Source organism: Halobacteriovorax vibrionivorans (genome assembly GCF_003346865.1).
GTDB lineage: Bacteria > Bdellovibrionota > Bacteriovoracia > Bacteriovoracales > Bacteriovoracaceae > Halobacteriovorax_A > Halobacteriovorax_A vibrionivorans.
This window is the reverse complement of record NZ_QDKL01000002.1, coordinates 142,281-166,903: the sequence shown is the minus strand read 5'-3', so window position 1 is coordinate 166,903 and position 24,623 is coordinate 142,281. Positions and strand designations below refer to the sequence as shown.

The 24,623-nt window shown below is 35.6% G+C and carries 28 protein-coding genes; 12 read left to right on the top strand and 16 right to left on the bottom strand.

The features are described 5' to 3' along the window. Positions 1-313: 313 nt before the first annotated feature. Together DAY19_RS06565 and DAY19_RS06560 are read left to right on the top strand one after the other, a co-directional pair. Complete coding sequence (locus tag DAY19_RS06565; RefSeq protein ID WP_158536819.1) at positions 314-2,224, top strand: hybrid sensor histidine kinase/response regulator; 1,911 nt, start codon at positions 314-316, stop codon at positions 2,222-2,224. Between the two features lie 134 nt (positions 2,225-2,358). Continuing rightward, positions 2,359-2,598, top strand: a complete 240-nt coding sequence (locus tag DAY19_RS06560; protein WP_114706403.1) for a hypothetical protein — start codon at positions 2,359-2,361, stop codon at positions 2,596-2,598. Between the two features lie 31 nt (positions 2,599-2,629). Here the strand turns inward: DAY19_RS06560 and DAY19_RS06555 are convergent, their stop codons facing one another. Continuing rightward, positions 2,630-2,968: a 30S ribosomal protein S20 gene (locus tag DAY19_RS06555; protein WP_114706402.1), complete on the bottom strand. Its 339-nt coding sequence runs from the start codon at positions 2,966-2,968 to the stop codon at positions 2,630-2,632. Positions 2,969-3,115: 147 nt separating this feature from the next. Here DAY19_RS06555 and DAY19_RS06550 point away from each other — a divergent pair, with 147 nt between their 5' ends. The 3 genes from DAY19_RS06550 (at position 3,116) to DAY19_RS06540 (ending at position 5,826) form a co-directional block, all read left to right on the top strand. Further along, positions 3,116-3,574 (top strand): VOC family protein, encoded by a 459-nt coding sequence (locus tag DAY19_RS06550; protein ID WP_114706401.1) that lies wholly within the window; start codon positions 3,116-3,118, stop codon positions 3,572-3,574. Between the two features lie 44 nt (positions 3,575-3,618). Beyond that, positions 3,619-4,842 carry a chloride channel protein gene (locus tag DAY19_RS06545; RefSeq protein ID WP_158536818.1) on the top strand — a complete coding sequence of 408 codons (1,224 nt, stop codon included), beginning with the start codon at positions 3,619-3,621 and terminating at the stop codon, positions 4,840-4,842. 114 nt (positions 4,843-4,956) lie between these two features. Further along, complete coding sequence (locus DAY19_RS06540; protein ID WP_114706399.1) at positions 4,957-5,826, top strand: hypothetical protein; 870 nt, start codon at positions 4,957-4,959, stop codon at positions 5,824-5,826. A 57-nt stretch (positions 5,827-5,883) separates the two neighbouring features. Here DAY19_RS06540 and DAY19_RS06535 read toward each other — a convergent pair whose 3' ends face one another. From DAY19_RS06535 to DAY19_RS06520, 5 genes are all read right to left on the bottom strand, one after another. Continuing rightward, positions 5,884-7,158, bottom strand: a complete 1,275-nt coding sequence (locus tag DAY19_RS06535) for an alkaline phosphatase family protein (RefSeq protein WP_114706398.1) — start codon at positions 7,156-7,158, stop codon at positions 5,884-5,886. 72 nt (positions 7,159-7,230) lie between these two features. After that, positions 7,231-7,422, bottom strand: coding sequence for a hypothetical protein (locus tag DAY19_RS15140; RefSeq protein WP_133296905.1), 192 nt, complete (start codon positions 7,420-7,422; stop codon positions 7,231-7,233). Positions 7,423-7,517: 95 nt separating this feature from the next. Beyond that, positions 7,518-8,513 (bottom strand): YceI family protein, encoded by a 996-nt coding sequence (locus DAY19_RS06530; RefSeq protein WP_114706397.1) that lies wholly within the window; start codon positions 8,511-8,513, stop codon positions 7,518-7,520. Next, positions 8,494-9,150 (bottom strand): inorganic pyrophosphatase, encoded by a 657-nt coding sequence (locus tag DAY19_RS06525; protein ID WP_114706396.1) that lies wholly within the window; start codon positions 9,148-9,150, stop codon positions 8,494-8,496. Before DAY19_RS06525 ends, DAY19_RS06530 begins: the two co-directional genes overlap by 20 nt. 77 nt (positions 9,151-9,227) lie before the next feature. Then, positions 9,228-9,683: a tellurite resistance TerB family protein gene (locus DAY19_RS06520; RefSeq protein WP_114706395.1), complete on the bottom strand. Its 456-nt coding sequence runs from the start codon at positions 9,681-9,683 to the stop codon at positions 9,228-9,230. 132 nt (positions 9,684-9,815) lie between these two features. On the opposite strand from DAY19_RS06520, the gene DAY19_RS06515 reads away from it, so the two are divergent. Next, positions 9,816-11,747, top strand: a complete 1,932-nt coding sequence (locus DAY19_RS06515; protein ID WP_114706394.1) for a hypothetical protein — start codon at positions 9,816-9,818, stop codon at positions 11,745-11,747. Continuing rightward, positions 11,747-12,181, top strand: coding sequence for a D-aminoacyl-tRNA deacylase (gene dtd / locus DAY19_RS06510; protein WP_114706393.1), 435 nt, complete (start codon positions 11,747-11,749; stop codon positions 12,179-12,181). The genes DAY19_RS06515 and dtd overlap by 1 nt, the downstream gene beginning before the upstream one ends. A 13-nt stretch (positions 12,182-12,194) precedes the next feature. On the opposite strand, the gene DAY19_RS06505 is transcribed toward dtd, so the two are convergent. Then, the gene (locus DAY19_RS06505) at positions 12,195-12,416 is read right to left on the bottom strand and encodes a hypothetical protein (RefSeq protein WP_114706392.1); all 222 of its coding nucleotides are present in this window, start codon (positions 12,414-12,416) and stop codon (positions 12,195-12,197) included. Between the two features lie 222 nt (positions 12,417-12,638). Here DAY19_RS06505 and DAY19_RS06500 point away from each other — a divergent pair, with 222 nt between their 5' ends. Further along, positions 12,639-13,205, top strand: coding sequence for a hypothetical protein (locus tag DAY19_RS06500; RefSeq protein ID WP_114706391.1), 567 nt, complete (start codon positions 12,639-12,641; stop codon positions 13,203-13,205). Between the two features lie 39 nt (positions 13,206-13,244). Here DAY19_RS06500 and DAY19_RS06495 read toward each other — a convergent pair whose 3' ends face one another. Further along, the gene (locus tag DAY19_RS06495; protein WP_114706390.1) at positions 13,245-13,655 is read right to left on the bottom strand and encodes an NINE protein; all 411 of its coding nucleotides are present in this window, start codon (positions 13,653-13,655) and stop codon (positions 13,245-13,247) included. After that, the gene (locus DAY19_RS06490) at positions 13,655-13,999 is read right to left on the bottom strand and encodes a hypothetical protein (RefSeq protein WP_114706389.1); all 345 of its coding nucleotides are present in this window, start codon (positions 13,997-13,999) and stop codon (positions 13,655-13,657) included. Before DAY19_RS06490 ends, DAY19_RS06495 begins: the two co-directional genes overlap by 1 nt. Before the next feature lie 69 nt (positions 14,000-14,068). Between DAY19_RS06490 and DAY19_RS15310 the strand changes: the two genes are divergently transcribed. Both DAY19_RS15310 and DAY19_RS06480 read left to right on the top strand, forming a co-directional pair. Beyond that, entirely contained in the window at positions 14,069-14,383 is a 315-nt protein-coding gene (locus DAY19_RS15310; protein ID WP_199506623.1) for a hypothetical protein, read from the top strand. A gap of 3 nt (positions 14,384-14,386) precedes the next feature. Continuing rightward, positions 14,387-14,944, top strand: coding sequence for an adenylyltransferase/cytidyltransferase family protein (locus tag DAY19_RS06480; protein WP_114706388.1), 558 nt, complete (start codon positions 14,387-14,389; stop codon positions 14,942-14,944). A gap of 82 nt (positions 14,945-15,026) precedes the next feature. On the opposite strand, the gene rpsD is transcribed toward DAY19_RS06480, so the two are convergent. From rpsD to DAY19_RS06465, 3 genes are all read right to left on the bottom strand, one after another. Next, the gene (gene rpsD / locus DAY19_RS06475; RefSeq protein ID WP_114706387.1) at positions 15,027-15,659 is read right to left on the bottom strand and encodes a 30S ribosomal protein S4; all 633 of its coding nucleotides are present in this window, start codon (positions 15,657-15,659) and stop codon (positions 15,027-15,029) included. Positions 15,660-15,831: 172 nt separating this feature from the next. Continuing rightward, a complete protein-coding gene (locus tag DAY19_RS06470) occupies positions 15,832-16,701 on the bottom strand; it encodes an aminotransferase class IV (RefSeq protein ID WP_114706386.1) in 870 nt (289 codons plus the stop codon). Further along, a complete protein-coding gene (locus tag DAY19_RS06465; protein WP_114706385.1) occupies positions 16,698-17,207 on the bottom strand; it encodes a rhodanese-like domain-containing protein in 510 nt (169 codons plus the stop codon). Before DAY19_RS06465 ends, DAY19_RS06470 begins: the two co-directional genes overlap by 4 nt. Positions 17,208-17,322: 115 nt before the next feature. Between DAY19_RS06465 and DAY19_RS06460 the strand changes: the two genes are divergently transcribed. Next, a complete protein-coding gene (locus tag DAY19_RS06460) occupies positions 17,323-18,600 on the top strand; it encodes a CFI-box-CTERM domain-containing protein (RefSeq protein ID WP_133296904.1) in 1,278 nt (425 codons plus the stop codon). Continuing rightward, positions 18,582-18,950, top strand: a complete 369-nt coding sequence (locus tag DAY19_RS06455) for a response regulator (protein ID WP_114706383.1) — start codon at positions 18,582-18,584, stop codon at positions 18,948-18,950. The genes DAY19_RS06460 and DAY19_RS06455 overlap by 19 nt, the downstream gene beginning before the upstream one ends. Positions 18,951-18,985: 35 nt before the next feature. On the opposite strand, the gene DAY19_RS06450 is transcribed toward DAY19_RS06455, so the two are convergent. Genes DAY19_RS06450 through DAY19_RS06435 form a run of 4 tightly spaced genes read right to left on the bottom strand, consistent with a single transcriptional unit; the run spans position 18,986 to position 24,232 of the window. Continuing rightward, positions 18,986-19,999 carry a diiron oxygenase gene (locus tag DAY19_RS06450; protein WP_114706382.1) on the bottom strand — a complete coding sequence of 338 codons (1,014 nt, stop codon included), beginning with the start codon at positions 19,997-19,999 and terminating at the stop codon, positions 18,986-18,988. Continuing rightward, a complete protein-coding gene (locus tag DAY19_RS06445) occupies positions 19,984-20,244 on the bottom strand; it encodes an acyl carrier protein (protein WP_114706381.1) in 261 nt (86 codons plus the stop codon). Before DAY19_RS06445 ends, DAY19_RS06450 begins: the two co-directional genes overlap by 16 nt. 3 nt (positions 20,245-20,247) lie before the next feature. Continuing rightward, positions 20,248-21,873 carry an AMP-binding protein gene (locus tag DAY19_RS06440; RefSeq protein ID WP_158536817.1) on the bottom strand — a complete coding sequence of 542 codons (1,626 nt, stop codon included), beginning with the start codon at positions 21,871-21,873 and terminating at the stop codon, positions 20,248-20,250. Then, the gene (locus DAY19_RS06435; protein ID WP_114706379.1) at positions 21,866-24,232 is read right to left on the bottom strand and encodes a phosphotransferase; all 2,367 of its coding nucleotides are present in this window, start codon (positions 24,230-24,232) and stop codon (positions 21,866-21,868) included. Before DAY19_RS06435 ends, DAY19_RS06440 begins: the two co-directional genes overlap by 8 nt. Between the last annotated feature and the right edge of the window lie 391 nt (positions 24,233-24,623).

Below are 24,623 nucleotides of genomic sequence, written 5' to 3'. Positions count from 1 at the left end.
CAGTGGTCTTTTTTTTTCTTTGTGTGTGTACTTAATTTATAAGCGAGTTTAATTAATCTGTCTAATAAGAAAAATTAGACCCCCTTATATGTAATAAAATATTAGGAACTTATCTTAATATTTTGAAGGCCTTTTTTTTGACAACACTTGTTAACAAATAATTAAGTTTAGAATGTTATGTAGATGACGATGTGAGTTAGGTAAATATAAAAAAAGGTCCTTAATGATGCGTGGCTTATCTAAGATTTCCATTGTGTTATTACTCTCTGGGTTGGCCTTCCTTGTCATTCTCTACTTTCAAAGGGATGGAGTGTTGAGGGAGAAGTACCATGAAGAGTTTAAAAGTGATGCAAGGAAGCTGTCTGCAGGGATTGTGGCCGCTCGAAATTTAAGGAGCGAAGTACTTAGTACAATTGCACAATTTTTTTCATCGTCACTAAATGTGAATAAGTGGGAATTTCATAATTTCACAAATAATATGCTCTCAAAATTAAATATTTCTTCAATCTGTTATTTTGGCGAAGATGGAACAACATATAAAACTCTAAATAGTAGAAGAGATAATTGCGGTAAATATCAAAGTAAAAACTCTTCTGGTTTCGATAAAGACACCTCTAATGTTTATATCTTTCAAGATGTAAGCTCTGTTGACGGCACGAAAGGTCGCGCTCTAATGGTGTTTAAATTTAATTCACTAATACCTAGAGACCTTATGGAAGGTGGTCTTTCAGGGATTAGGATTAACTTACGAACTAGTCAAAGTGATCTAGATTCAGGGATGATGAATTACTTTAATGAAGAAGTCTTTATTGTTGACGGTAATCAAAATTACTATATAGAAGTCACAAAACCTGTTTCTTTCTCATCTCTAACTTTATCTTTTGACTATATTTTAATTCTTACGTTATTTGCGGCCTTATTTGGACTAGTTATCTACAACGTGGAATCAGCTTTAAAACGAGAGAAATTAATTTCTTTAAAAGTTAAAAAGCAAAAAAGAGCAATAGAGAGACAATATGATGAAATTGCGACGCAGAAGAAAATAGCTAGTCAGAATGAAAGGCTGGCATCAATTGGAGTTTTAGCAGCTGGAATAGGTCATGAGATAAATAATCCTTTATCTATTATTATTGGACAACTAGGGAAGTTAAAAGAGCTAGTTAATCGTCAAACTGATGTCGGCGAAAGACTCTTAAAGGTAGATAAATCAGTTAAAAGAATTGAGAGAATCGTTTCTGCACTTAGAAAATTCTCACGTCAGTCTAGAGATGATGCTGATGAGTCAGAAAAACTTTTTAATGTAAGTGCGCTTTGTATTGATACTGTTTCAATGCTTAAGGAATTATATGAAAAAGACGGTATTAAAGTTCTTCTTTCACTATCAATTGATGAAGACCTTTATATCAAAGGAGATAGAGGTAAGTTTCAACAGGTGCTGATTAATCTAATTTCTAATGCAAGAGATGCCGTTGAAAATCGGAAAAATGCACTCATAAAAGTTATCGTAAAGTCAGATAGCGAAAACATAGCCGTTTCAGTTTTAGATAATGGAGCTGGTATTACTAAGGAAGATCAGGAAAGGATTTTTGATCTATTTTATACAACTAAAGACGTTGGACGTGGGACAGGTATTGGACTTTCATTAACTCGTGAATTCGTCCAGGATATATTTCATGGAAAAATAAATGTTAGTAGTGAGATTGGAAAGGGGACTGAGTTTCAAGTTGTCGTTCCTGCATATATGGACGAGTCCAAGAAAGAGGAGATAAAGCAAGAAATGATGAATCAAAGTGTCGAAGTTAAAGCTAAAGAAATTAAATGTGTAAAATGTAATGCCTTAGTCGTTGATGATGAAGAAGGTATTAGAGAATTATTACAAGAGATGTTAATGGACTTGGGAATTAATACTAAGACTGCTGAAGATGGAAAAGTTGCCTTAGAGATGTACTTAGATGATCCAAAGGAATTCGATATCATCATTTCTGATTTAAAGATGCCAAATATGAATGGCCCACAGTTATTGAGAGAAATTCGCTCACATAAGAACCTTAATCAACCCAAGTTCATATTAACCAGTGGGTGCGTAAACTTAAATTTTGAAGGTTCAGACAAGGATGTATATGAATATGTAAATGGATTTATCTATAAACCATTTACTGAAGAACAGTTGATTGAAAAGATCAATGAAGTCTTGTCTAATCAGGAACTTAAATCGGCAGCATAAATTCAATGTAAACTTAATGTTAAGATTTGATCATTATTTTGCCGGGCCCTTTAAAATGCTCCCAAGGTGCAGTATTATTAACTTGTAGGGAAACTTAACGCATTTCAATTCCCGAAGGAAATGGGAGGTTATTTATGAAGCGTTTATTATTGTTTGCCATGATTTTTAGTTCGCTATTTTCATACGCTGAAAAAGATCGAAATATTTCAAGCGTAGGAAATGAAGGTAGTTACTCAAACTCAGCGGCTTATGTCGAAGACAAGATTCCTGAAGATTCAAGAGAGAAGGATGACTCTCGCCAAAGGATATCTCGAGACTATTTTGAAAAATATGTTCATCCAGAAATACACGATAAAAAATTTAGAGAAGATTAAACAAGGGCCACTTTTATAGTGGCCTTTTTATTTAATTACTATTCATTATGCTCTTTACTTGAGATTGAATATCTTTGAATTGTTTTGAGTCAAAATCAATATTCTTTGCCGCGCTTTCTACATCAAAATCAACATTTTTGTTATTCATCTGCTTTGAAGCAAGCTTTCTTCCTAAGTCAGATAATTGATTCCATTCTTGGTCAGGCATCGCCGCAAGTTTAGACTTTGCATTATTTGCTTCTTCTGGGCCAATAATTCCTTTTGCTACCATCTTATCAATCATGGAGGCAGTCATATTTCGATCAACACCACTGGCCTGTAGTGAGAAATTAAAAAAGAGGCCAAAAACAACTAGTCCTAAATACTTCATATTGTATCCTTTTCTTACTTCACAAAATTATACGATAAGGTCCAGGGCCTACAAAAACCTTACGAAATTTTAGTACGTTATCGCCATTTTTCTTGTTAATATGAGTTTAAAATTGACCACAAAAATTGGATAAAATAGGAGGTCGTGATGGAATTTCTCCACACAATGGTTCGTGTAACTAATCTTGATGAAAGTATGGACTTTTACTGCAATAAATTAGGGCTTAAAGAAGTCCATCGTATTGAGAGTGAAGCTGGACGTTTTACACTGGTTTACTTAAGTGCTCCTGGTGATGTTGAAAGAGCAAAGAAAGAAGAGTCTCCACTTATTGAACTGACATATAATTGGCCAAATGAAGATGGAAGCTTTGAGCAAATGCCAAATAGTAGCCGTAATTGGGGACATCTAGCATTTAGAGTTGAAAATATTTATGAAACTTGTGAGCGTTTACAAGAAATGGGGATAACGATAAATCGTCCACCTCGTGATGGATATATGGCGTTTTTAAAATCTCCTGATGATATTTCAATTGAGCTACTTCAAAAAGGTGAAGCTCTTGAACCAAAGTCTCCTTGGAAAGAAATGGAAAACACTGGAACTTGGTAGAATTATAAATAGACGTTGCCATGATTCCTACTTACAATGGAATTATGGCAATTTCAGATGATGAACTAAATGAAAAAAGAGACTTAAAATACTATTTCACTTTCGTGGTATTAGGAGTTTTAACAGGAATTGCTTCTTCAGTTTTTCTACATCTTCTAAAGTTAGTTACTACAACGCGATTTAAATACCCAGCTCTTATTTATTTCTTACCTATTGCAATGGTCGTTGCAAATTTTTGTTATAAAAAGTTTTCTCCAATTAGTGAGCAAGGAAATAATCTGATCATTGATGAGGTTCATCGACCTAAAAGAAAAATACCATTTATTATGATTCCTCTCATTATGTTTTCAACTCTTATATCCCACTTATTTGGAGCAAGTGTTGGACGAGAGGGAAGTGCTGTGCAAATGGGAGGCGCCATCGGCGAGCAATTGGCAAAACTCTTTAAGCACTCAAAAAGAAAGCGTGCCGTTCTATTAATGGCCGGCTGTGGGGCCGGATTTGGAACGGCCATAGGTGCACCATTGGCAGGTGCGATCTTTGGTATTGAGGCAATTTATTTAAATGTAAAGATAAAGCTTTCAACATTTCTAGAATGTTTGATCGCTTCATATATTGGCTTTTACACGACTCATTTACTATATGCACCTCATTCAACTTATATACGATTTACAAGTTTGGACTTTAATTGGCATTGGCTTTGGTATTCAATCATTGCAGGGCTATTCTTTGGTGCTCTTGCTAGAGGATTTATTTTACTGATCGATAATGTGAAGTCATTTATTAAAAGCTTTGGTAAGCCTCTACTTATAACTTTTCTAGGTAGTTTATTATTAATAATGATTTACTACGTATTAGATGACATCTCTAAACAAAGATATACAGGGCTTGGTATCGAAGTTATTCAGCAGGCCCTTGTTGAGTTCGTATCAATAAAGGATGTTATTTTAAAATTTCTACTTACTGCGATATCCTTAATATCTGGAATTAAAGGGGGAGAGTTTACTCCCTTAGTGTATATCGGTACGACTGCTGGTTCATGGCTTTCATCAGTTTTAACGATAAACCCTAATCTTTTGGCCGCAATCGGCTTTTGTGTCGTCTTTGGAGCAGCTTCAAATACACCTCTCGCTTGTATCGTTATGGGAGCTGAAATATTTGGCCATCATATTTTACCCTATCTGATCGTTGCCATGATTATTGCTCAAATTGTTTCAGGTAAGGAAAGTATTTACTCAGCTCAAATTCTTAAAAAGATTAATAGTTGAGTAAAATGCTTCTGACTTAAACTCGCAAATAAAAATTTTTTCTTTTCAAATAGTTTTCAAAATTTCTATAATGACTTGTTTACATTTAATTATATACTTTCAGGGAGGAAAGAGATGAGAAAATCAACGCTATTGATTGCACTAATCACTGCAATCTTTTCAATTCAATCTTATTCTTGTGATATTCACGGAAAAACAGGTTTCATGCCAACAAACGATATGTATCGTGGAGTTGATGCTCTAACAGGTAATGGAATGACTGAAGAGCTTTTCAATATCATTATCGATCGTGCAAATGAAGTTTATGCTCCAGTAGTAGAAACAGAGGGTGCAACTCTTAAGTTTCACCGCAAGTGGGAAGACGGAACAGTAAATGCATACGCTAACCAAGCTGGCGGAGTATGGAATGTTCACATGTTTGGTGGTCTAGCTCGTCATGAGCTTGTATCTCCAGATGGATTTGCACTAGTAGTATGTCACGAATTAGGACACCACCTAGCAGGTGCTCCAAAGATCAAGAGATTTTGGATCCCATCATGGGCATCAAACGAAGGTCAATCTGATTACTGGGCATCACTTAAGTGTTTCAGAAGAATCTTTCAAGATGACAATAATGCTCGTATCGTTTCAAAAATGGAAATCGATCCAGAAGTTGAAAAGAAGTGTGATTCAGTATGGTCTGATGAAAATGAAAATGCACTATGTAAGAGAATGGCACAAGCTTCTAAAGGTTTAGCAACTCTTCTAAACTCTGGACGTCCAGTATCTTTTACAACTCCAGATTCATCAGTAGTTAGAAAAACAGATGATAAGCACCCAGCAGGTCAGTGTCGTCTAGATACTTACTTCCAAGGAGCTCTTTGTGATAAAGATCTAAATGAAGATGTATCTAAAAGAGATGCAACTATTGGTACTTGTAATAGAATCGATAATTACGAAACAGGTATTAGACCACTATGTTGGTATAAGCCAAAAAATATGTAATTTCTTATTAAGTTAGATATTGATATAAAAGAAAGGCAGGTGAAAACCTGCCTTTTTTTATTTTAGAACTTCTTTTATTTTTTCTAGATTTCCATCTATCGTATATTGATTTTCAAGACCTAAGATTCTAAGGATAAGAGGGAAGATATGAATATTCTCTTTTGATTCTCCTAAGTAACTCTCTTTAAAGTCGGGGCCACTTGCATAGAATATTCCATGCATATCCATATCTGAATATTGATCCCAACCATGAGAGGCCTTAGGCATTTTAAATTCTGTTGCGGCAATCCAATATCCATCTTGAGCGATACAGGCAAAATTACCAACTCTTGGACTTGATCTGAAGTGTAGTTTTTCTGGAGTTGAATCTTTATCAAAACATTTAAAATTCTGTGCTAACTTATTGATAGAGCTAATATCTTGGGAGATATTTCTTTTGTTCTCTTTTAAGTAGAATTGAACAATCGGACCTGAACCGTAGATTCGATAATCCTCTTTCATGCTAAGAAGTTCCTCATTCTTAAGAATTAATTCTTTCTTATTTTCGTCTACATCCTTCATTCCATGGTCTGAGACAATGATGATATTTAAGTTAGGGACAATCTTTCTTGCAGTGGCAATAAAACTTTCTAACGTTTTATCTACTTTTAAAATCGCTTCTTTTACTTCTTTGGAGTTTGTTCCATAGTGATGTCCTGCTGAGTCTACGTCTGGAAAATAAAGTGTAATAAAGTATGGCCTTTCCTTTTGAGGAAGTTTTAGCCATTCAATGATTTGTTTCGTTCGCGCCTCATGTGGCATTGTGTGAATATAGTCATACCAATAACTTGGCCTTTGGCCACTGATCTCGGCTTCAGAGCCTGGCCAAAATAGAGTCGCAGACCTAAGTCCTTGCTCTTCTACAGCTGACCAGATTGGAGTGGCAAGATAGAAGTCTGAGTTTTTAACTGCTTTGCGATCTCTAAGTGAGTAACTTTGGTTTAAATCAGGTGCATAAAAGTGATTGGCCACAATTCCATGATTCATTGGATATCTGCCAGTGGCAATAGATAAATGATTAGGAAAAGTCTTAGTCGGGTATGCTGGAACAAGGCTCTTTAATTGTGTCCCACTCTTTGCAAACTGAGAAATAAACTTCGGTGAATATTTCTTAGTGTAGTCGTGACGATAACCGTCAAGAGAGATGAGAAGAACTGGGTTGATGTTTTGAAGTTCTTCGACTGAAGCAGCATTGGGGTTCTTCTCTTCTATGTGATAGCTATTTTTAAATTCTGAGTCATTCTTTGTACATGATATTAAGAGTACAAGAATAGGTAAGATAATTCTTAACATGAATAAATCCCTTATTTTAAGTCATTAATAATGACATTTTAAGGGATGATCCTAACTTTTGTATATTAGGAATTAATAACAGTTATAATCATCAAACTCGATATCTTGATAGGCGAATTTCAATGTTCTTATATGATCAAGTGGAATATCAATTTCTTGGCGAAATAGGCCATCGATATCTTTTGTAAAAATGATCCCGTCAACTACTTGGTACTCTACTGTTTCTATCGTCATGGTAGAAACCTCCCTTTCAATCTTCTTCATTGAAGAATTCTAATAATTTGAAAGTTTAAGAACAAGTAAATTTTTTCTTAAGAAAGCCGGTAATAGAGGAGTTCTAAAGGATTTCTTAAGGTTTGTTATCTGTTAAAAAGTGGGTGAGTTCCTATCCCTGTGTATTTAGTAGTGATATAGAAGATAACTGCAATAAAAGTTGTTACGATAACTGTGGATAGTAAGAACGTTAAATTATCTGAGATATTTTTGGACTCCATAAGCTTTACGAGCTTCTGTTGACCCCAAATGCCTCCACCAATGGCCAATGCGAAAACAATTGCCGTTGAAAAAAGGGTGAGTGTGATATTCATAGGCGCTGAATAGCTACTAGACTCTTGTGGAGCAGGGGACTTTGTGGCCTTCTTTTCTGGCATAATGAGATCTCCCCCTGATGTTTTAGCATCAAGGGATACTTCTCTTTTTACCGAGTTTGTTGGTAGATAAAATCTCGAAAACGCAGGCTTTTCATTGGACTGGTATGCCTCAATTGTAAAATTGATATGAATATCTTTATCCACGACGTTACCGCCATCAAAAGTTTTGCTCCAGTTGATATCAAAATCAAAACGATCAATGATAAAGCTGCCTTGAAAATAATGTCCTTCTTTTTCTGTCCATGGATCGCTTCTTTTACCAAGATAAGTGATTTTCACAGGTACTGTTTTTTGAACTTTCTTAATTTTGACCTGGATCTCAGTTTTTACTTCTTTTTCTTTTATTGAAAATGGTTGTACAGACTGAAACTTAATTACAGGATATTTCTTTGCATCAAAGAAATCGTCTTTTTTTAGGTGTTGATCACGCTTTTTATCAAAAGTATTAATCGAATTAACTTTGATTTGGCCAACAAGGTTTGAGATGGTCTTATCTTTCATATCAAAGTAGATTTTATAATCTTCAAATTGTCCCTCAACGTCTGTTAAGGCCATATACTTAACTTTGAACTTTAACTTAGAATGCTCTTTGTTAACTATATATGAAGCTGGATGTACATTTACAAAAGACAGGCAAAGAATTAGTGCAAAAAAAAGGTGCCAAATTTGGCACCCTTTATATTTCTTACTTAACGTATTTTTCATTATAGTCCTCAATTCCAAGGTTAATTACTTTCATTGCATCTTCAGCACCGTATAGGTCTGTGATTTCAACTTTTGCTTCACCTTCTTTTACAGGAATTTCTTTATAAGTTAGGAAGTAGTGCTTAAGTTCTTCTAAAACAGCAGTTGGAACTTGATCTACATCTGTGATGTGCCCAAACATTGCATCGTCTTTTAGAACAGCAATGATTTTATCATCAATTTCACCACCATCTAGCATTCTGAAACCACCAATAGGAACACAGTTAACTAGGATATCACCTTGCTTAATATTCTTTTCTGTAAGAACACAGATATCAATTGGATCTAGATCACCAACAATTCCTGTTCTTCCTGTTTCTGACTCAGCAAAGTCAGCAGATTTCTTATCTGAGTAAGTGCGTGGAATTAATCCATATAGTTGTGGAATAATATTTGAGAACTTTTGTGGACGATCAACCATTAGGTAACCGCTCTCTTTATGAACTTCATACTTAACACGGTCATTTGGTGTGATTTCAATATATGCGTTTAGAACTCTCTTTGATTCGTCATCCCATGTCTTGATACCATGCCATGGATTTGGTCTAAACATTTGTCCGTACTTTTCTAAAAACTCATTAAGCTCTGCGTTATTCATTATTAATCCTTTGAAAAATATTTGCCAATAACTTAGCACAAAGAGAATTAACTAGGAAGTAAATAGGAGCTCAAATCTTATTTGGTAAAGAACTTGATGATTTCAGCAAAGGCCGACTTTCTTTTGACTTCAATCTCACTTTGAGACATCTTTTTCAGTGCTTCGGCGCTTTGTGTCGTGGCATTGTAAATACCAATCTTAGTCTCTATTTCTGCAAGAATCTTCTTTAGATAAGCTTCTTCTTTAGGATCGAGCTCATCTGAACGAAATAGAATATTTGCTAAGTGATGCAGTTGAGAGAGGTGGGCCGGATAATTAACATGCCCAATGAACTCGTCTGGTCGATGACGTTGTTCAAGATCCTGACGTAAGATCTCCTTATCCTCTTCACTTAACTTTGCATTATGGATAAATTCCTGAATAAGCTCTCTTTCTTGCTCGGAAACAATATTATCGAGATGAGAGAGCGCAATTAGGGTTCTCCACATATTAAGGAAACTTTCGTATTTCTTTGTATCTGTTAGCTCATTCATATAAAAATACTAACATAATTGAGAATTCAATGACTTATAGAGGATATACTTTGCCTAGTAAAAAGCATCCTATAAAGAAGGTATAATAAAGAAGTGTTTTAATGGGCGATTATTTTTATCGCATATAGGTTTATGAAAGTAGAAGATTACTCTAAGAAAATTTCACAGATGAATAGTGAGCAGCGCAAGCAGCTTGATCGTATTCGTTCAGGATATCGTGAAAATCTTAAGAACCTAGAGGATAATAACGAAGAGAAGTTAAATACTCTAAAGCACGAATACTCGAAAAAACAAGATGCTCTCATCAAAGATAATCAATCGAAATTAGAGATTGCTGCCAAGAAGGCCAAAGAGGCCATCGCTAAATCTAAAGAATTCTTTCGCAATAAGAATGAGCAAACACAAGAAGAATTTCGTAAAGTTTCAAAAGAGCAAAAAACAAACTTTGATGAAAAGCTATCTACTTTAAAAAAGTCATATTCAGATACAATTGAGCAGCGAGAGAAGACATTCTCTAATAGCCTAACTTCTCAAAAAAGAAGAGCAGATGAGCGTGTCGAGTTAAACCAAGACCGCTTTCAAGATAAGATTAAGGAACTTCATAAGCATAGTGAAGAATCGACTGAGAAGTTAAATAATGACTTTGCTAAACTTGAAAAAGAGCAAGTTAGAAAGAATCGAAAAGAATTAAATGAATTAAAGTCTCAATTCACTCTAGAAAATCATGAGTTAAAAAATGATGCTAATAAAACACTACGTAAGGTAGTTGATGAAGGCAAAAGACGTGAAGACTTCCTTGTTGAAACGAAGAAGCAAGCTTTAGAAGAGGCCAACGAATCATATGTTAGAGAATTAAATAAGAAGCAAGAAGGCGTTGATCAGATTGCTCGCGACCTACACCTTAAAACACAAAAAAATCTTCAGGAACAAAGGCTTGCTCATCAAGTTGAAGTCAGTGATATCCTTCGCGCAGAAAAGAATAAACGTGAGGATATTAAGAGTAACCACAATGTTGATATTGCTCGATTTAAAAGTTCTCAATCAATGAAGGCCGTTGAGGATGCTGGCATAAAAGATACTTACGAGCAGAAGCTTGAGCGTCTAAAGCAATTAAACGCTGATATTATTAATGATTTTGAACGAAAATTAGTTCAAAAAGATATTGGTGTTACAAAGAGAATTAAAGAGCAGTCCCTTGATCAACAAGAGCGCTTTATTAATTTTAAAGATGATATGAGAGCGAATATGGATCAGATTCAGGCACGTTCTCAAAAACAACATGAGATAAAGAAAGCACAATATAATCGCAATATCACTCATGAAAAGAAAGTTGCTGAAGATAATATGCTTCATAAAGAAAATCAATATCGTGATCTAATGCAGAGTCAAAGAGAGCACTTTAGAGATAATCTTATTCGTACAGAAGAAAAGAGTGTGGAAACCGTAAACTCTCTTCAGGAATCATTTAGAGAAGAGAAAGAAGAGATTAATGCTCGTAATCGTCGTATGTATGAAGATACACTTATGACTCATCAAAAAGAGATGGATCAAAAGATCGGTGATATTCAAGCTTCTTATGAAAAGAAGTTTCAAGACCAACAGGCACAGCTAAAGAAAACACTTGCTGAAACAGAAGAGAAACTTCATATGCTTACTGAAACAGGCAAGCGTAGACAACAAGCTGAAAATGAGTTCTTTCAAGAGCAAAGCCGTATGCAACGAGCTGAAATGAAGGATAGTGTTGATCATATTAAGGATCAGTATGAGAAGCGTTTCCAATCACTTCGTGATGATTTCAACACAAAGCTTAAGATGATGAAACAAGAAAATGAAGTTAAGCTTTCACGTATGACTCATAACCATAATATGGAAAAACAGAAAATGACGGCCGATCATAATACAGATATGCGCCGTAAGCTAAATATGGCCCAAAAGAAATTAGAGCGTCAGATGAGTGATTCTAAAAGACTTAGAGATCAACTCGTATCTAGTTACGAAGAAAAAATTAAAAACTTAAAAAAACAATATGAATTAAAACAAATTGAAGAATATAAGAAAGTTTAATGAAGATAGTTGTCCAAAGAGTTTCAAGTTCCCAAGTCAAAGTTAATAATAAAATCGTCGGCCAAATAGAAAAAGGTCTTAACCTTTTAGTATGTATCGAACACGATGATACAATGCAGACTCTTAAAAAAGCCGCTGATAAGATTGTCGCCTTAAGAATTTTTTCTGATGAAAGCGGACGCATGAATAAATCCGTTGTTGATATTGAGGGAAGTATTTTGGCCGTCTCACAATTTACCCTTTCTTGGAATGGAAAGAAGGGGAATCGTCCAAGTTTTGATGGAAGTGCCAAACCTGAAGTCGCTCAGAATTTATTTAATGAATTTGTTAAATTACTAAATGAAAAAGTTCCAGTAGAAACTGGTATTTTTGGAGAAAGCATGGCCGTCGTCATAAATAACGACGGGCCAGTGACATTTCATATTGAATTCTAAGAATTGATAAAAGTTATGCTGTAACTTTTGAGTTTTCTGATGCTTTTTCTTTTCTTTCAATAGCAACAGCGGCTTTCCAGATCCCTGCAAAAATAAAAGCAAAGATAACAAAGAAAGTTGCGATGTGAAGTACTTCGATCGTCATCGATGAAGCAATCATTTCTTGATTTCTAACAGGCTCAAGCATTTCACCCTTAGGTACAATAGAAGTTTCGTAAACTTTAGCGTTTGCCATAAGGTCTCCGTAGTAGGTTTAAGTTGTCGATATCCCGAATATATTAAACAATTTTAAAATAAAGTCTAGTAATATCTTAACCTCTCTTAACTTTTTGAAACATGCTCTAGGTCATCTTTTCAGAAGTTTTAAAAATGAGTACATATTTCATAGTATTTATGCCAGTATGGACAAACAAAATTACGTTTGATAAATATTTTTTATTTTAACTTAGGGGGAGAAATGAAATTTTTAAAAATGGCCCTTCTTATGACTATTTTATTTAGCTGTAAGGAATTTAAGGGTAATTTATCTGTCACTTCAGAATTAAACTTAAAAACATCAAAAGATAGCCTAACTCTAGCTCCAGGTGAGTACCGTACAAAGGTTAAATTTGTAGGTAAGAGAAAAATGGTTATTAAAGTTGCAGATGAAAAACTAAAAGTTAAGTTTGATGATAAGCTTAAGCTTCCATCAAATGGTGAATTCTTTTTAGACAAGCTTGATACTTCATTAAATTATGACATTGCTGGAACAATTTCAACTGAAGTTGAAACAGGTCCAATCCGTCATCGTAGTGAGTTCTGTGAAATTACTCATCCACAAGTTGTTTGTAACAGACGTGGAGAGTGTCGTACAATCTATCGTCGATTCCCAGGACGTACTCACGTTGAATATCGTGTTGATACAGTGACTAAGGAATTTGCTCTAGACTTTACTGATGCAGGTCAGACTTATTCAACATTTAGCTCAACAGATGTTAGTAGAGATACTGTTTATCTTTATAGAGGACATTGCGCTATTTACTAGACTAAAAAAATATTCAAGCAAAAATATAAGGGCTTCTTTTTAGAAGCCCTTTTTATTTATTTCATCTATTTGTTCATTAAGAGTCCAGAAGTCGTATAGAATTCCGAATAGGAAGAATCCACCAGTTAAGAGATAGAGAACTCCCATAATAATTTTACCTTGGTAAAACTTATGAAAACCAAAGACTCCTAAGAAAGTTAGGAGAACCCAAGCAATATTGTAGTCCAATACTCCGTCGTAGTAGCGTACATCACATTCTTCATCCATGGCCGGAATGAGAAAAATATCAATAAGCCATCCCACACCAAAAAGACCTAGAGTTAGCATCCAGATTGTTCCTGAAACAGGTTTACCATAGTAGAAGCGGTGAGAGCCCATAAAGCCAAATAGCCATAGAATATAGCCCATGACTTTACTGTGAGTATTATTAGGTAGTGTATTTTGATTCATTACTTATACTCCTTAGTTGCCCATGGAGGTGCCTTACTGTCAGATAACATTTGATCAAATGAGTTTTCAATCTTTTCAAAAATCTCTTTTGCCTCAAAGAAGTCTTCCAATTCTTCAATTTGTTCCTCTTCTTCTAAAGAGAGGGGAATTCCAGTGATGATGAAATTTAGTTCACTACCTTCACATTTTGCATTGATGTAAAGTGTGTGAAAGCGCATTTCTTCATTCTGATACTTGGTAAGCTTCGAACCAGAAAGAAAGAGATGGTATTTATCATTAGTATTTGCACCAATTTCTGTTCGGAAAAAATACTCAATATCGTTAAATTCGCAAGAGAACTTCATAATTTGCTCGTTGGTTTATTAGATTTAAATTTCCTATACAATATAATTATACTAGACTTGGAGATATATGTGAAAGTTGATTATCTTAAATCACAAAATACTGATGACTCAAATGGAGATAACGTGAGCGAGCAGGATAACAAGCAAAGGCGAGAGCCGCGACGAATTTTAGTTGGTGGAGATAAGAAAACTCTGCCGCTTAATGATCAAGAAATTTTAATTGTTGCTTCAAAACTTAAGAAATATATCAAAGACAAACATGGCCTTAATACTTCGGCCAACGTGATGCAGGTTCTATCTGATATTGTTAGAGTAAAGTGTGATGCAGCAGCTGAGCGCGCGATGCAAAATGGCCGCAAGACTCTACAAGATAAAGACTTCTAATAAATGAGTAAATTAGAAGAAATTGCAAATCAGGTTGAGCTTTTTTCCTCAAAAGAAAAAACTTCAGTAACTCTCTTTGGTGGGAGCTTTCACCCATTTCATAAAGGACATCTTGAATGTCTTAACCAATGTTCTAAGTTTGAGGATAATATCATTATTGTTCTCGACTACAGTCATTGGAAGTCTAATGAGCAAGACGATCCATATGGAGAGTACTTGAAGATTAAGTACATGACTGAAGATCGTTTTCAGATCTATACGGGCTTTTGGGCAAAGAAGCAGCGTCGGCCTACGTATGAATGGTTAAAAGAAGTCGACTACCCTGAGGTTAATTGGCTTATGGGTGATGATACATTTGGTTCGTTCTTGCAATGGCATGAAGTTGAGAAAGTATGTCAAAAGCTTAGCAAGGTCTATGTTGTTCCTAGAGAAGAGAAGATGGCCCAATATCGTGAGGTTGAGAAGGTTATTAAAGAATATAACCCTAAGCTAGAGGTGATTTATCTAGAGCCTCATGAGTTTCAGGACTTGAGTTCTACTGAGATTCGAGAAAATAAATAAGAAGCTAAAGTTAAAAAATCAAAATAAAAAAGGCTCCCAATCGGGAGCCTTTTGTATATAAGTCTATTTTGATTAGGACCTACTATTTTACCTTCCAGTAGTACTCAATTACTAGCTGAGAGTTGAAGTCAAATGGTACATCTGACTCAAGAGGTGCAGCAACCATAGTTGCTTTCTTCTTGTCTGAACCTTCAACATTGTAACAAGCTGGAACAGCTGCGAAACGTGGAGATTCTTGAGTTTGCTTGTAAAGTTGGTTGTTGTAACCTTTCTCAGTTAGAGTAACAACATCACCTTCTTTAACGATGTATGATGAACGGTCAACTTTCTTTCCGTTAACTTGTACTTGTCCGTGAGAAACCATTTGAGAAGCTGCCATCATTGATGGTGCAAATCCAAGTCTGAAAACAACGTTGTTCAGTCTTGACTCAAGGTTTGTAAGAAGTACTTCCATCCACGGCTTACCAGCAGTGTTCTTCTTAGCTTGCTTAACGTAAGTAACAAGTTGCTTTTCTCTTAGACCGTAGTGAAATACTAGTTTTTGTTTTTCTTTTAGACGAACGGCATAGTCAGAAATTTTCTTTCTTTTGTTACCGTGAACACCTGGACCGTATGGACGACGAGCTAGTGCTCCACCTTTACCAAGACCTGGAAGTTCAACACCTAGTGCTCTTTGGATTTTAAAGCGTGATCTCGCTGTAGTACTCTTTGCCATGAGGCTCTCCTTATGAATTAAGATTGGGTGGGACAAGGATAAAGTTGCATCACATCTCAAAGGCACAAAGCCTTAGGCCCATCAATCTTATCTAATATTTTCGGATGCAACTGAAGCTTTATAGCTAATAGTCATTACTTTTGTCAATGAATAAATTCGTAAATACAAGAAATTATAGAGGAATGCCTTGTTGCTTTTTAAAGATTTCAAGTACTTGTAACGTTTTTGCTCCTGGACGCCCTCCGCCAATGGCCTGATTGTCAATTTTTACAATAGGAACAAGGTATTTTGTAGAGGAAGTTAGGAAGCACTCATCTGCTTCTTTTAATTGGGAGCCAGTGATATTTGTCTCTTCAAAAGGGATATTATTTTCACCTAGAATCTTAATGACATTTTCTCGAGTAATACCTTTTAAAAGTCCGGCTGCAATTGGGGGAGTTTTAAAGACGCCATCCTTAACGATCCACAGGTTACTTGTTGTACATTCAGTTACATTACCGTCTTGGTTGAGCATGATTGCATCAAAGTAGCCGGCTTCACGGGCCTCGTTGTAAGCTAGGATATTGTTGAGATAATTTCCTGACTTTATATTTGGGTCCATTGATTTAACTGGGTTTCTAAGTGTTGAAGAGACGATGACTTCAACACCATCTTGATACCAAGTTTTTGGATTTTCTTGTAAGTCTTTTCCAATAATAATGAGGTTTTGTTTGCTGGCCGCTTTTGGATCAAGTGTAATTTCACCTTCACCTCGGGTAACAACTAATCGGATATAGCAACGCTGGAATCCCTCTTTATGAAGCTTTGTGGCAACTTTCATAATTTGTTCTTCCAACTCTTTGGCCGTGAATTGAAGGTGCATATGCATCTTAAGAGCTGAGTTACGAAGACGTTCAAGATGTTCGTCGAGAAAACCAATCTTTCCATTTCGAACTTCAGTTACCTCATAGACAGAGTCACCATAGAGAAAGCCTCGATCAAATACTGAGATTTTGGCATTTTCTTCATCAATAATTTGGCCATTGATACTAATTACTTTCATGGAAGAATCGACTCATATCCCTTAGGAACGATATTCCAAGCGTCATTTTCAAAGCGTATCTTTTTCACTTCTTTATTATCTTTATAAATCTTTTCCCCACATTGAAGCCAGTCTAGAATTCCTCCAAAGAGGTTTTTAAATTCCGTTTTCTGATTTGACTTTGCTAGCTCAAGAATGGCCTTTGTTGCACGTGTTCCAATCGTTGAGTAAACGATAACTTCGCGTCCATCTAGGCTTTGGTGAGTCTCATGGAGTTTTGAAAGGGGAATGGCCCTTTGAATATGAGAGACATCGTATTGATAGATATTTCGAGCATCAACGAGAACGAGTCTGTTGTCGCGGCGTAATAGTCTTTTTGAAAGATATTGGCAGTCCACAGATTTTACACTTGGGTACTTCTTCCCAAGGGCCGTTGCCATACTTGTTATAACTTGTTTTTGGTTCTTTATACCTTCAGTGTCGATACACGAAGTAAGAAATAATAATGACAAGATAATATACTTCATTGTGCTTCCTATCTGCTCTTTGAATCTATGTTATTTAAGTAACTTATAAGTGACTTCATTCTTATCAAATCTATTATTATTTGACCAAGAAGAAAAGATAAACCATAATTTTAATATGCAAAAATTATTGAAATCACTCATCTTATTAAATTTATTCTTCATCGCAGGTCAACTCTCACACGCTGCCAGTTTGGGACTTGATGACATAGAGGAACCTATTTTTAGATTAAGAGGTGATTCAGGTACCAACCTTAATGAGCTTTTTATTAATATGGGTGGTGATAGCTCGACTCCAGAGGCTGCAATTACACTTTATGTTCCAGTAAAAGTTACGGCCAGCCAAGAAGCAGCTTATTATTTTGATACTTCAAGTGATCTACCGGATGTCGTTTCTACTGATGGAGGATTATACTTTCAGGATATCGATACTAAAGGTTACAGCGATGAGGAATTATATGTTGCTGTAAAAGATAATAGTAATGGATCAGATGCCAGCTTTAGAATTGTGACTCAAATTCCTAGCTCTGATGTGGAGGCTCCTTTTGTCAGCTTCATTGATCTATGTTCAACATCGGAATTAAATTGCGCTGGTTTTACAGATAAGCTTGCAACAATTAAAGATGAGATCGAATTGGTTTTCTTTTTAAAGCCTGATGGAACTGACTATCCACCAAATGAAGATAATATCGTCATTCCAGATACTGTCGGGCAAGCACTTTATTTTAAATTAGTCATGAGTGCTGCTTCAGAAGATATTCAGACAAAATCCTCTCTTGTTATTAATGCAACTTTTGACGGGGATGCAACTGGGATCATTGAGTATACAGGTGATCACGGAGGAAATGGTTCTTATATTTCTAGAATGGCCTTATATTTAGTTAATCCATCGGCCGCTGTAGCAAAGACTAACTTCAGAGAAATTATTGAAGAAAAAGGTGAAGATGGAACAATTAAAGTTTCTAGGCTGACAAATGGATTAAATTATCGTGCGGCCATCGCTTATGTTGATCATTTTGGTTTTATCGGACCACTTGTTGAAAGTAGTGATATTAACCCTAAACCAATTGAGAAACTATTGGCCAAGAATCAATGTTATTTAGTCACTGCAGGCTTTGGTCATGACCACTATGTCTTAAATTACTTTCGCCATATTCGAGATGAATACTTAATGAGCTTTGGAGCAGGGCAATTATTTGTCGAGTTTTATTATGGAACAGCGCCAAAGTTTGTAAAATATATCTTAGAAAACAAAGCCTTGGCCTATACTATTAAACTGTATAGTTTATCAATTTATTTTGTTTTACAAAATATAGTATTTATAATAGGATGCATTACATTATTATCGACTTATACATTTAGAAGAGAAATTAAAACATGCCTTACAAAGTACTAATCGTTGATGACGAACCAGATATTTTAGAGCTTTTAGCTGAAGAATTACAGTTTGAAGGTTATGAGACTGAATGTGCAAGTTCGGGAAATAGCGCTGTTAAATTAATCAATAGTGGTGGAACTTTTGATGCGATTATTTCTGACTATAAGATGCCTGATGGTAACGGAAAGGTCGTACTTGATTGTTCAAATAGTCACAAAGAACAAAAAGATAAGGTTTTCTACTTCGTCTCTGGCCAAGCAGATATTTCTCTTAAAGAGGCCATGAAAGAAGGGGTAACTCGCTTCTTCTATAAGCCATTTGATCTTGATGAATTACTAACGAGTTTAAAAGGCGATTTAAGCCAATAGATATATCAAGGCCCTGTTTAACAGGGCCTTTTTTTTTAGTTTAGAATTGTTGAGTGAGTACCGCGAACAAAGCGATTTTTTCCAAGGTGTTCTTCCTTACTTTCCTCAATTAATAGATCCCAAAAGTCATCCATTTCATCATATTGAGCAAGCAGTTCATAAGTACGGCCCAAGCCTTGTCTTGAAAAAGCACTTCTTTGAAACTCAACATTTGTACGAAGAGTATCAAATTCATCTTTTAGAGTATTAATTGTTTCAGTACTTAGGTCATCAAATTCCTCTTGCATTAGTTCAAGAATTCGAGTGGCCATTCTCTTAGGTCCAAAGTAGCTAGAGATGAAGTTGATAAATACCTTGGCATTAATCTTTCTAAGAATAGGGTTGGCCTTATTGTAGAAAGTTGCTAGGAAACATTCATCAATCTGTTGGTGTCTCACTTCATCAAGCATGTGGTAGTAATGGCACTGCCAGAAGTTCCAATCAACATCTTTTTCTTTTAGGGCCTTATTATATTTCTTCGAAATATCTAATGTACGCTCTTCAAAGAATAGGGCAATCCAAATCCACCATAGAAAGATTTGTGGAAATTTCGTCACAACTTTCATGATAAAGTTTTGAGTCTTAGAAAGCTTAAAAATTCTTAGAGGATTCTCTTTTGAGTAATTCTCAGGTTCTGCTTTCATTAGCATACGAAGAAAGATTTCACCGTGCTTATCTTCTTCTTCCATAAAGTGATCGATGGCCTCGTTCATTTCTGGATTTAGCTTATAGATTCTCTTACAGCTTCTAAGAGCTGGATTGAGAAGTACATTTTCAAACCATATAAATTGCTCGCAAATTGAAAGGCCAATTAATTGGTTAAAGCGAAGCTTTTGAGCATCAGTTAATAAGTCATAACTAGGAAGATATGAGATTGTAATCATCTCATCTGGTGTCCACTTTAAACTCTTATCAATTGGCTTTGTCCAATCAAGAGCTTCTACAGTGAAAGCACGGTCCACAGATTGTTTATTAAGTCTTTGCAGTCTTTCTACTAATCTTGTTTCCATAGTTCTTCCATCTCTTCTTTATGATTATTTTCTAAGTATTTTATTAAGTCTGTTGTTGTTTGGCACTGTAAGAAGATCGTAACAGGTAGATCTTCAAAGTCTTCTTTAAGTCTGGCGATAAAACTCATGGCATCGTATGAATCTAGTCCAAGAGTTGCAAACTTTGTGTCTTCACTTAGCACAACTTCTTTATCTGAAACTTCTGCTATTGCTTCATTTAAATATGTAAGAAGTTTTTGTGCCATTATTTATCCTATTTTTTCTCTTAATAAGAAATTAAACTTAAACTTATTTTTAATCCACTTTGATGCAAGTAAGTTAAGGCCAAAGCGTTTTTCAACTTTATTTAGCTCTCCCTTAAGAAAGCGCTGTCTCGCATCCTGTCTCTTTACTTTACCACTTGTGGTCTTCTTTAGGGTCAACTCTGGAACAATGATAATACTGTCTAAAGTTAGTGTAATTTTAGATCTAAGGATTTCAATAACTTGCTCCTTTATCTTATTGCGGCCCTCTAATGACTTCTCATTTGTTTCAATAACGATTTTGGCCAGTTCACCATCTAGTCCTGGTACACTGAAGGCCACGATGCGACCTAATTTTACTTGAGGTACTTTTGCGGCCTCAAACTCGATATCATTGGCATAAATATTGACTCCATTACAGATAATTAAGTCTTTGCTTCTTCCTGTAATATAGAGGTTTTTGTCTTCATCTAGAAAGCCTAGATCACCGGTATTGAGCCATCCATCTTCTAGGTGAGTGGCTCGGCCATAGTAGTGGTCTGAAATTGATGGCCCCTTAATATAGATTTCTCCAATTCCATTTTCACTATTTCTTATCTCTAGCTCAGTAGGAGAGAGGACTTTGCCGCATGAGATATACTCTTCATTGTCACGAGACTGTTTTTTATACTGAGTTCCTACTTCGTGGAAGGTAACAGCAAGGGTTGCTTCTGCAAGTCCGTAAACAGGCATTATGGCCTTTGAGTTAAATCCATATTTCTTAAAGCGTTTGCTAAAAGCATCGAGAACATTTGCCTTGATTGGCTCAGCTCCACATTGAGCAAAACGAATATGACTTAGGTCAAGCCCTTCAAGTTTGCTTTCTGGAATCTTTGTGGCGCAAACATAGTAGGCCGAATTTGGTATACAAAGGGCACTACACTTTGTTTCACTCACAAGGTGTAGCCATTTGTGAGGGGCAATAACATAATCCTGAGTTCGCACAATATGACATTCTAAATTACTTAGAAGTGCTGTCATTAGGCTTCCTATTAGTCCCATATCGTGATGAAGCGGAAGCCAAGTACAAATCGAGTCTTTATCTGTTAGCTTAATCCCAATATTAATTTGCTCATTATTTGCCAGTAGATTTTTATGACGAATAACAACGCCCTTTGGTGCAGAAGTAGAACCTGAAGAGTATTGAATAAAACAAGTATCTTCAAGTGTTGGGTTTGCAAAGCTTGATGCCAGTTTTTTTGCTTCGTCTAATTTTAATATATTTGTGTAGCCCGCTGGTGTCTTCTTTGCGGCGATATACTTTGTTTTTGCACTAGAGGCAAATTGAAAGAGTAGCTCTTCAAAGTCTTTCTTTAGCATCAGGGCATTTGAGGCCATTGGAACTGGTGTATTTCCAGATAAGATGATCCCAAAGAAGTAAGTGACAAAGTTTTCTTCGTTTTCAAAAGATAGAATTATATTCTCATCTTTAATATCGTTTTCAATAATCTTAGATGCAATCTGACATGCTTTTTCCATCATCTCATTAATGGATAGAGAAGACACAAGCTTATAATTCTTATAAAAGAATAAGACTTTCTTATTTCTTTCTTCAATCGAGTGTGAAAGTAGCTTTTGAATTAGATTATGCATCAAGCTCTCCTTCAATGAATTGGATGATTTCAAGCGTTTTATTAAAGATATGTGGCATAAATACATATTCATTTACACTGTGACCAACATAGTAGAAGAGTACGCGATTAAGTAAGTACTCATATGAGCATGCCAACATATTTTCTAATTTTTCATTTCTCTCTAGCTCAATACCGTCTTTTTCAAAGAATAATTCAATATCACTTGCAATCTCCTCACTTGGAGTTGTAAAGCTCATGAACTCTACTAGATCACGGTATGGAGAATTAAATCTTGATAATTCCCAGTCGTAAAAACATGGGCGACCTTTCTTAAAACAGATATTTCTTGGGTTAAAGTCATTGTGTGTAAGAGTCTTTGGACCTTCATCAATAAGCTTTGCCCATTTATTGATATTAGAAAGAATTTCTTCTAATTTACTTTCTGTTTCTGCACTTATGTAGCGCTGAGCACGGATATAGGTAATAATTGATTTAGTTAAATCAGCGTCAACTTTCGTCTTTCCTAAGTTTAGTGAAGAATTACTAACTTCTTCACTTGAAAGAAAGCTTGTGTGTACCTTTGAAATGGCATCATAAATAAGCTCTCTCGTTGAACTAATCCACAGCTCTGGAGAGGCTTCAGTATTAATAAGCTCTACTTGTGAGAAGTTTAAATTTTCAAGAAGAATTAAATATGCTTCTTTTTGAGTATTGATATAGGTACCGTGTAGAGTCGGTATATAACGTGAAAAATCACGTGATACCATTCGGTAAGCCTCTATTTCTCTAATATGACATTTTGTAAATTCGTTATCTCGAATAGTCTTTAAGAATTTGCGTCTTATATCACTATCTGCAAAACCAGCAATTGCTGCAAGGCCTGCAATAACATCAGTGTCTAGTGGCTTTGATTTTAAAATAACTTGTTTTTCTTTATCCACTTCAAGTGCAGTAAAGCCCAGCGACTTATTTACAACTCTTGATGTTGCTTCTGTGATGATTCCATTTTCAACGTTAACTTTTACATCGTGTTCAATAGTCTCACTTTCTTTTAGAGATTCTGAAAGATCAGAGAAATTTTCTTTGATAAAGTCTTTTGTTATATCTTTTGTCTTAAGCTGATCTTTTGGATTATTTCTTCCAAGCTTGTCGTGAGCGTAAGCAAATTGTCCACCACAGATGGCCGACATTGTTGAAAGCTCAAGAGATAGAGCAGCTCCTGCAATAATTTTTGCAAAACGCTCAACCTTTCCAGCTCCTGCACAATCAATTGCTTGAAGACAATTCTTATAATGGCCAAGTCCTGTTCCACCACCAACTGTACCGATTACAAGAGATGGAAGAGTTAAGCTTACATATAAACCTTTTTCGTGTTTTTCAAAATTTAAAACCGCCGTAGATGACTCATGGATACAAGCAAGGTCTTGTCCCGTTGAAGCAAAGATTGCAGCAACTGCATTGGCAACGTTTACGTTATATCCTATCATCCCTTCAAGGCGTGTGATAGGAAGTGATCTAAGATATAGGTTAATCAAGTCTGTACTTGAAGTTTTAAGGATTCTCTTTAGTACTTTTTCTGTGATCACACATTCTGCAGTCACGTAAGTTCCGCGAGTTTGCATGGCCGATCCAACTGAAACTTTCTTATCACTTGAGCCATTTCCTTCTAAGAAAAATTCAATAAGATTAATCTTTGAAGTAAGAAGTTCTTCTTTAATCCATAGACATGACTGCCAAGTACAAACTGTAGTCATATTCTGACCAGAAGCATCTGCACATTCATAAATGAATTTAGCGTGAACATTTCGACCAATAAGAGTCGTCTTGATCTTTTTTAGATCAGCAAAATTAGAATATTTCTTTGTGATACTTTTGATTGTATTAAAATTATCTTCAAGCCATGCCTTAAATTCATCAGCATGATCAATATCTTCAAATGTAAAAACAGGTGCGCGATACATGCGCTTTCTTGTGACCTTTGCTTTGAATCCACCACATAGTGAAACAGCAAGTGCTCCACGTGTAATTGAAGAAACCAGAGCACCCTCTGAAGTTGCAATAGGGATGTAGAGCTCTTCCGTCTCTCCCTTTTCATTCATTTTCAGTGGCCCACAAATTCCCATAGGAATTGAAATACTTCCAGCGTAGGACTCGATATTTCCCTTTAAATTTAGGCCATCCAGGTCCGTTGTTGCAATGGCATCAAGGTCTTGCCCACATTGCTCTTCTAGAAGCTCTATACGCTTTAGACGAGCTGCCTCAGAGTAGTCAAAACGAGATGGGGCCGACAGCCTCTTCTTTGTCGCTTTCTGGGCAGTTTTTGGGGCAGGAGCAAGCTCCGCATTTGCAGGATTTGTGTGTGTTTGTTCTATCTTCATCCTTCTAATATAGCGTTTTGAGCGTTTCACATGGGGGAGTTTGAAATTAATACTATAGGTGTTCAGAGTTTTTACGTTGCTTTGCTCTATTAACTAGAGGATTAAACTTTTTAAAAACTTGAACATAAATTTTCTTGAATAAGGCTTTGTTTATAAACCCTTGTTATTGTTGAAGAATTATCGTTTAGGATTTTCTTAAAATTTTGATGTTTGTAACTTCTATGATTACAGTAGTTTATCGTTTGTAACTATGATCTTTCTTAAGTTACTGATATTGCTCATGTTTTTTGACTATCAAACGATAAAGTGTCGTATATTACTAGATGTGTATTTCGAAAATTAGTCAGATTTTAAAAGAGATACGACTTATACGAATTACTTTGGATACATC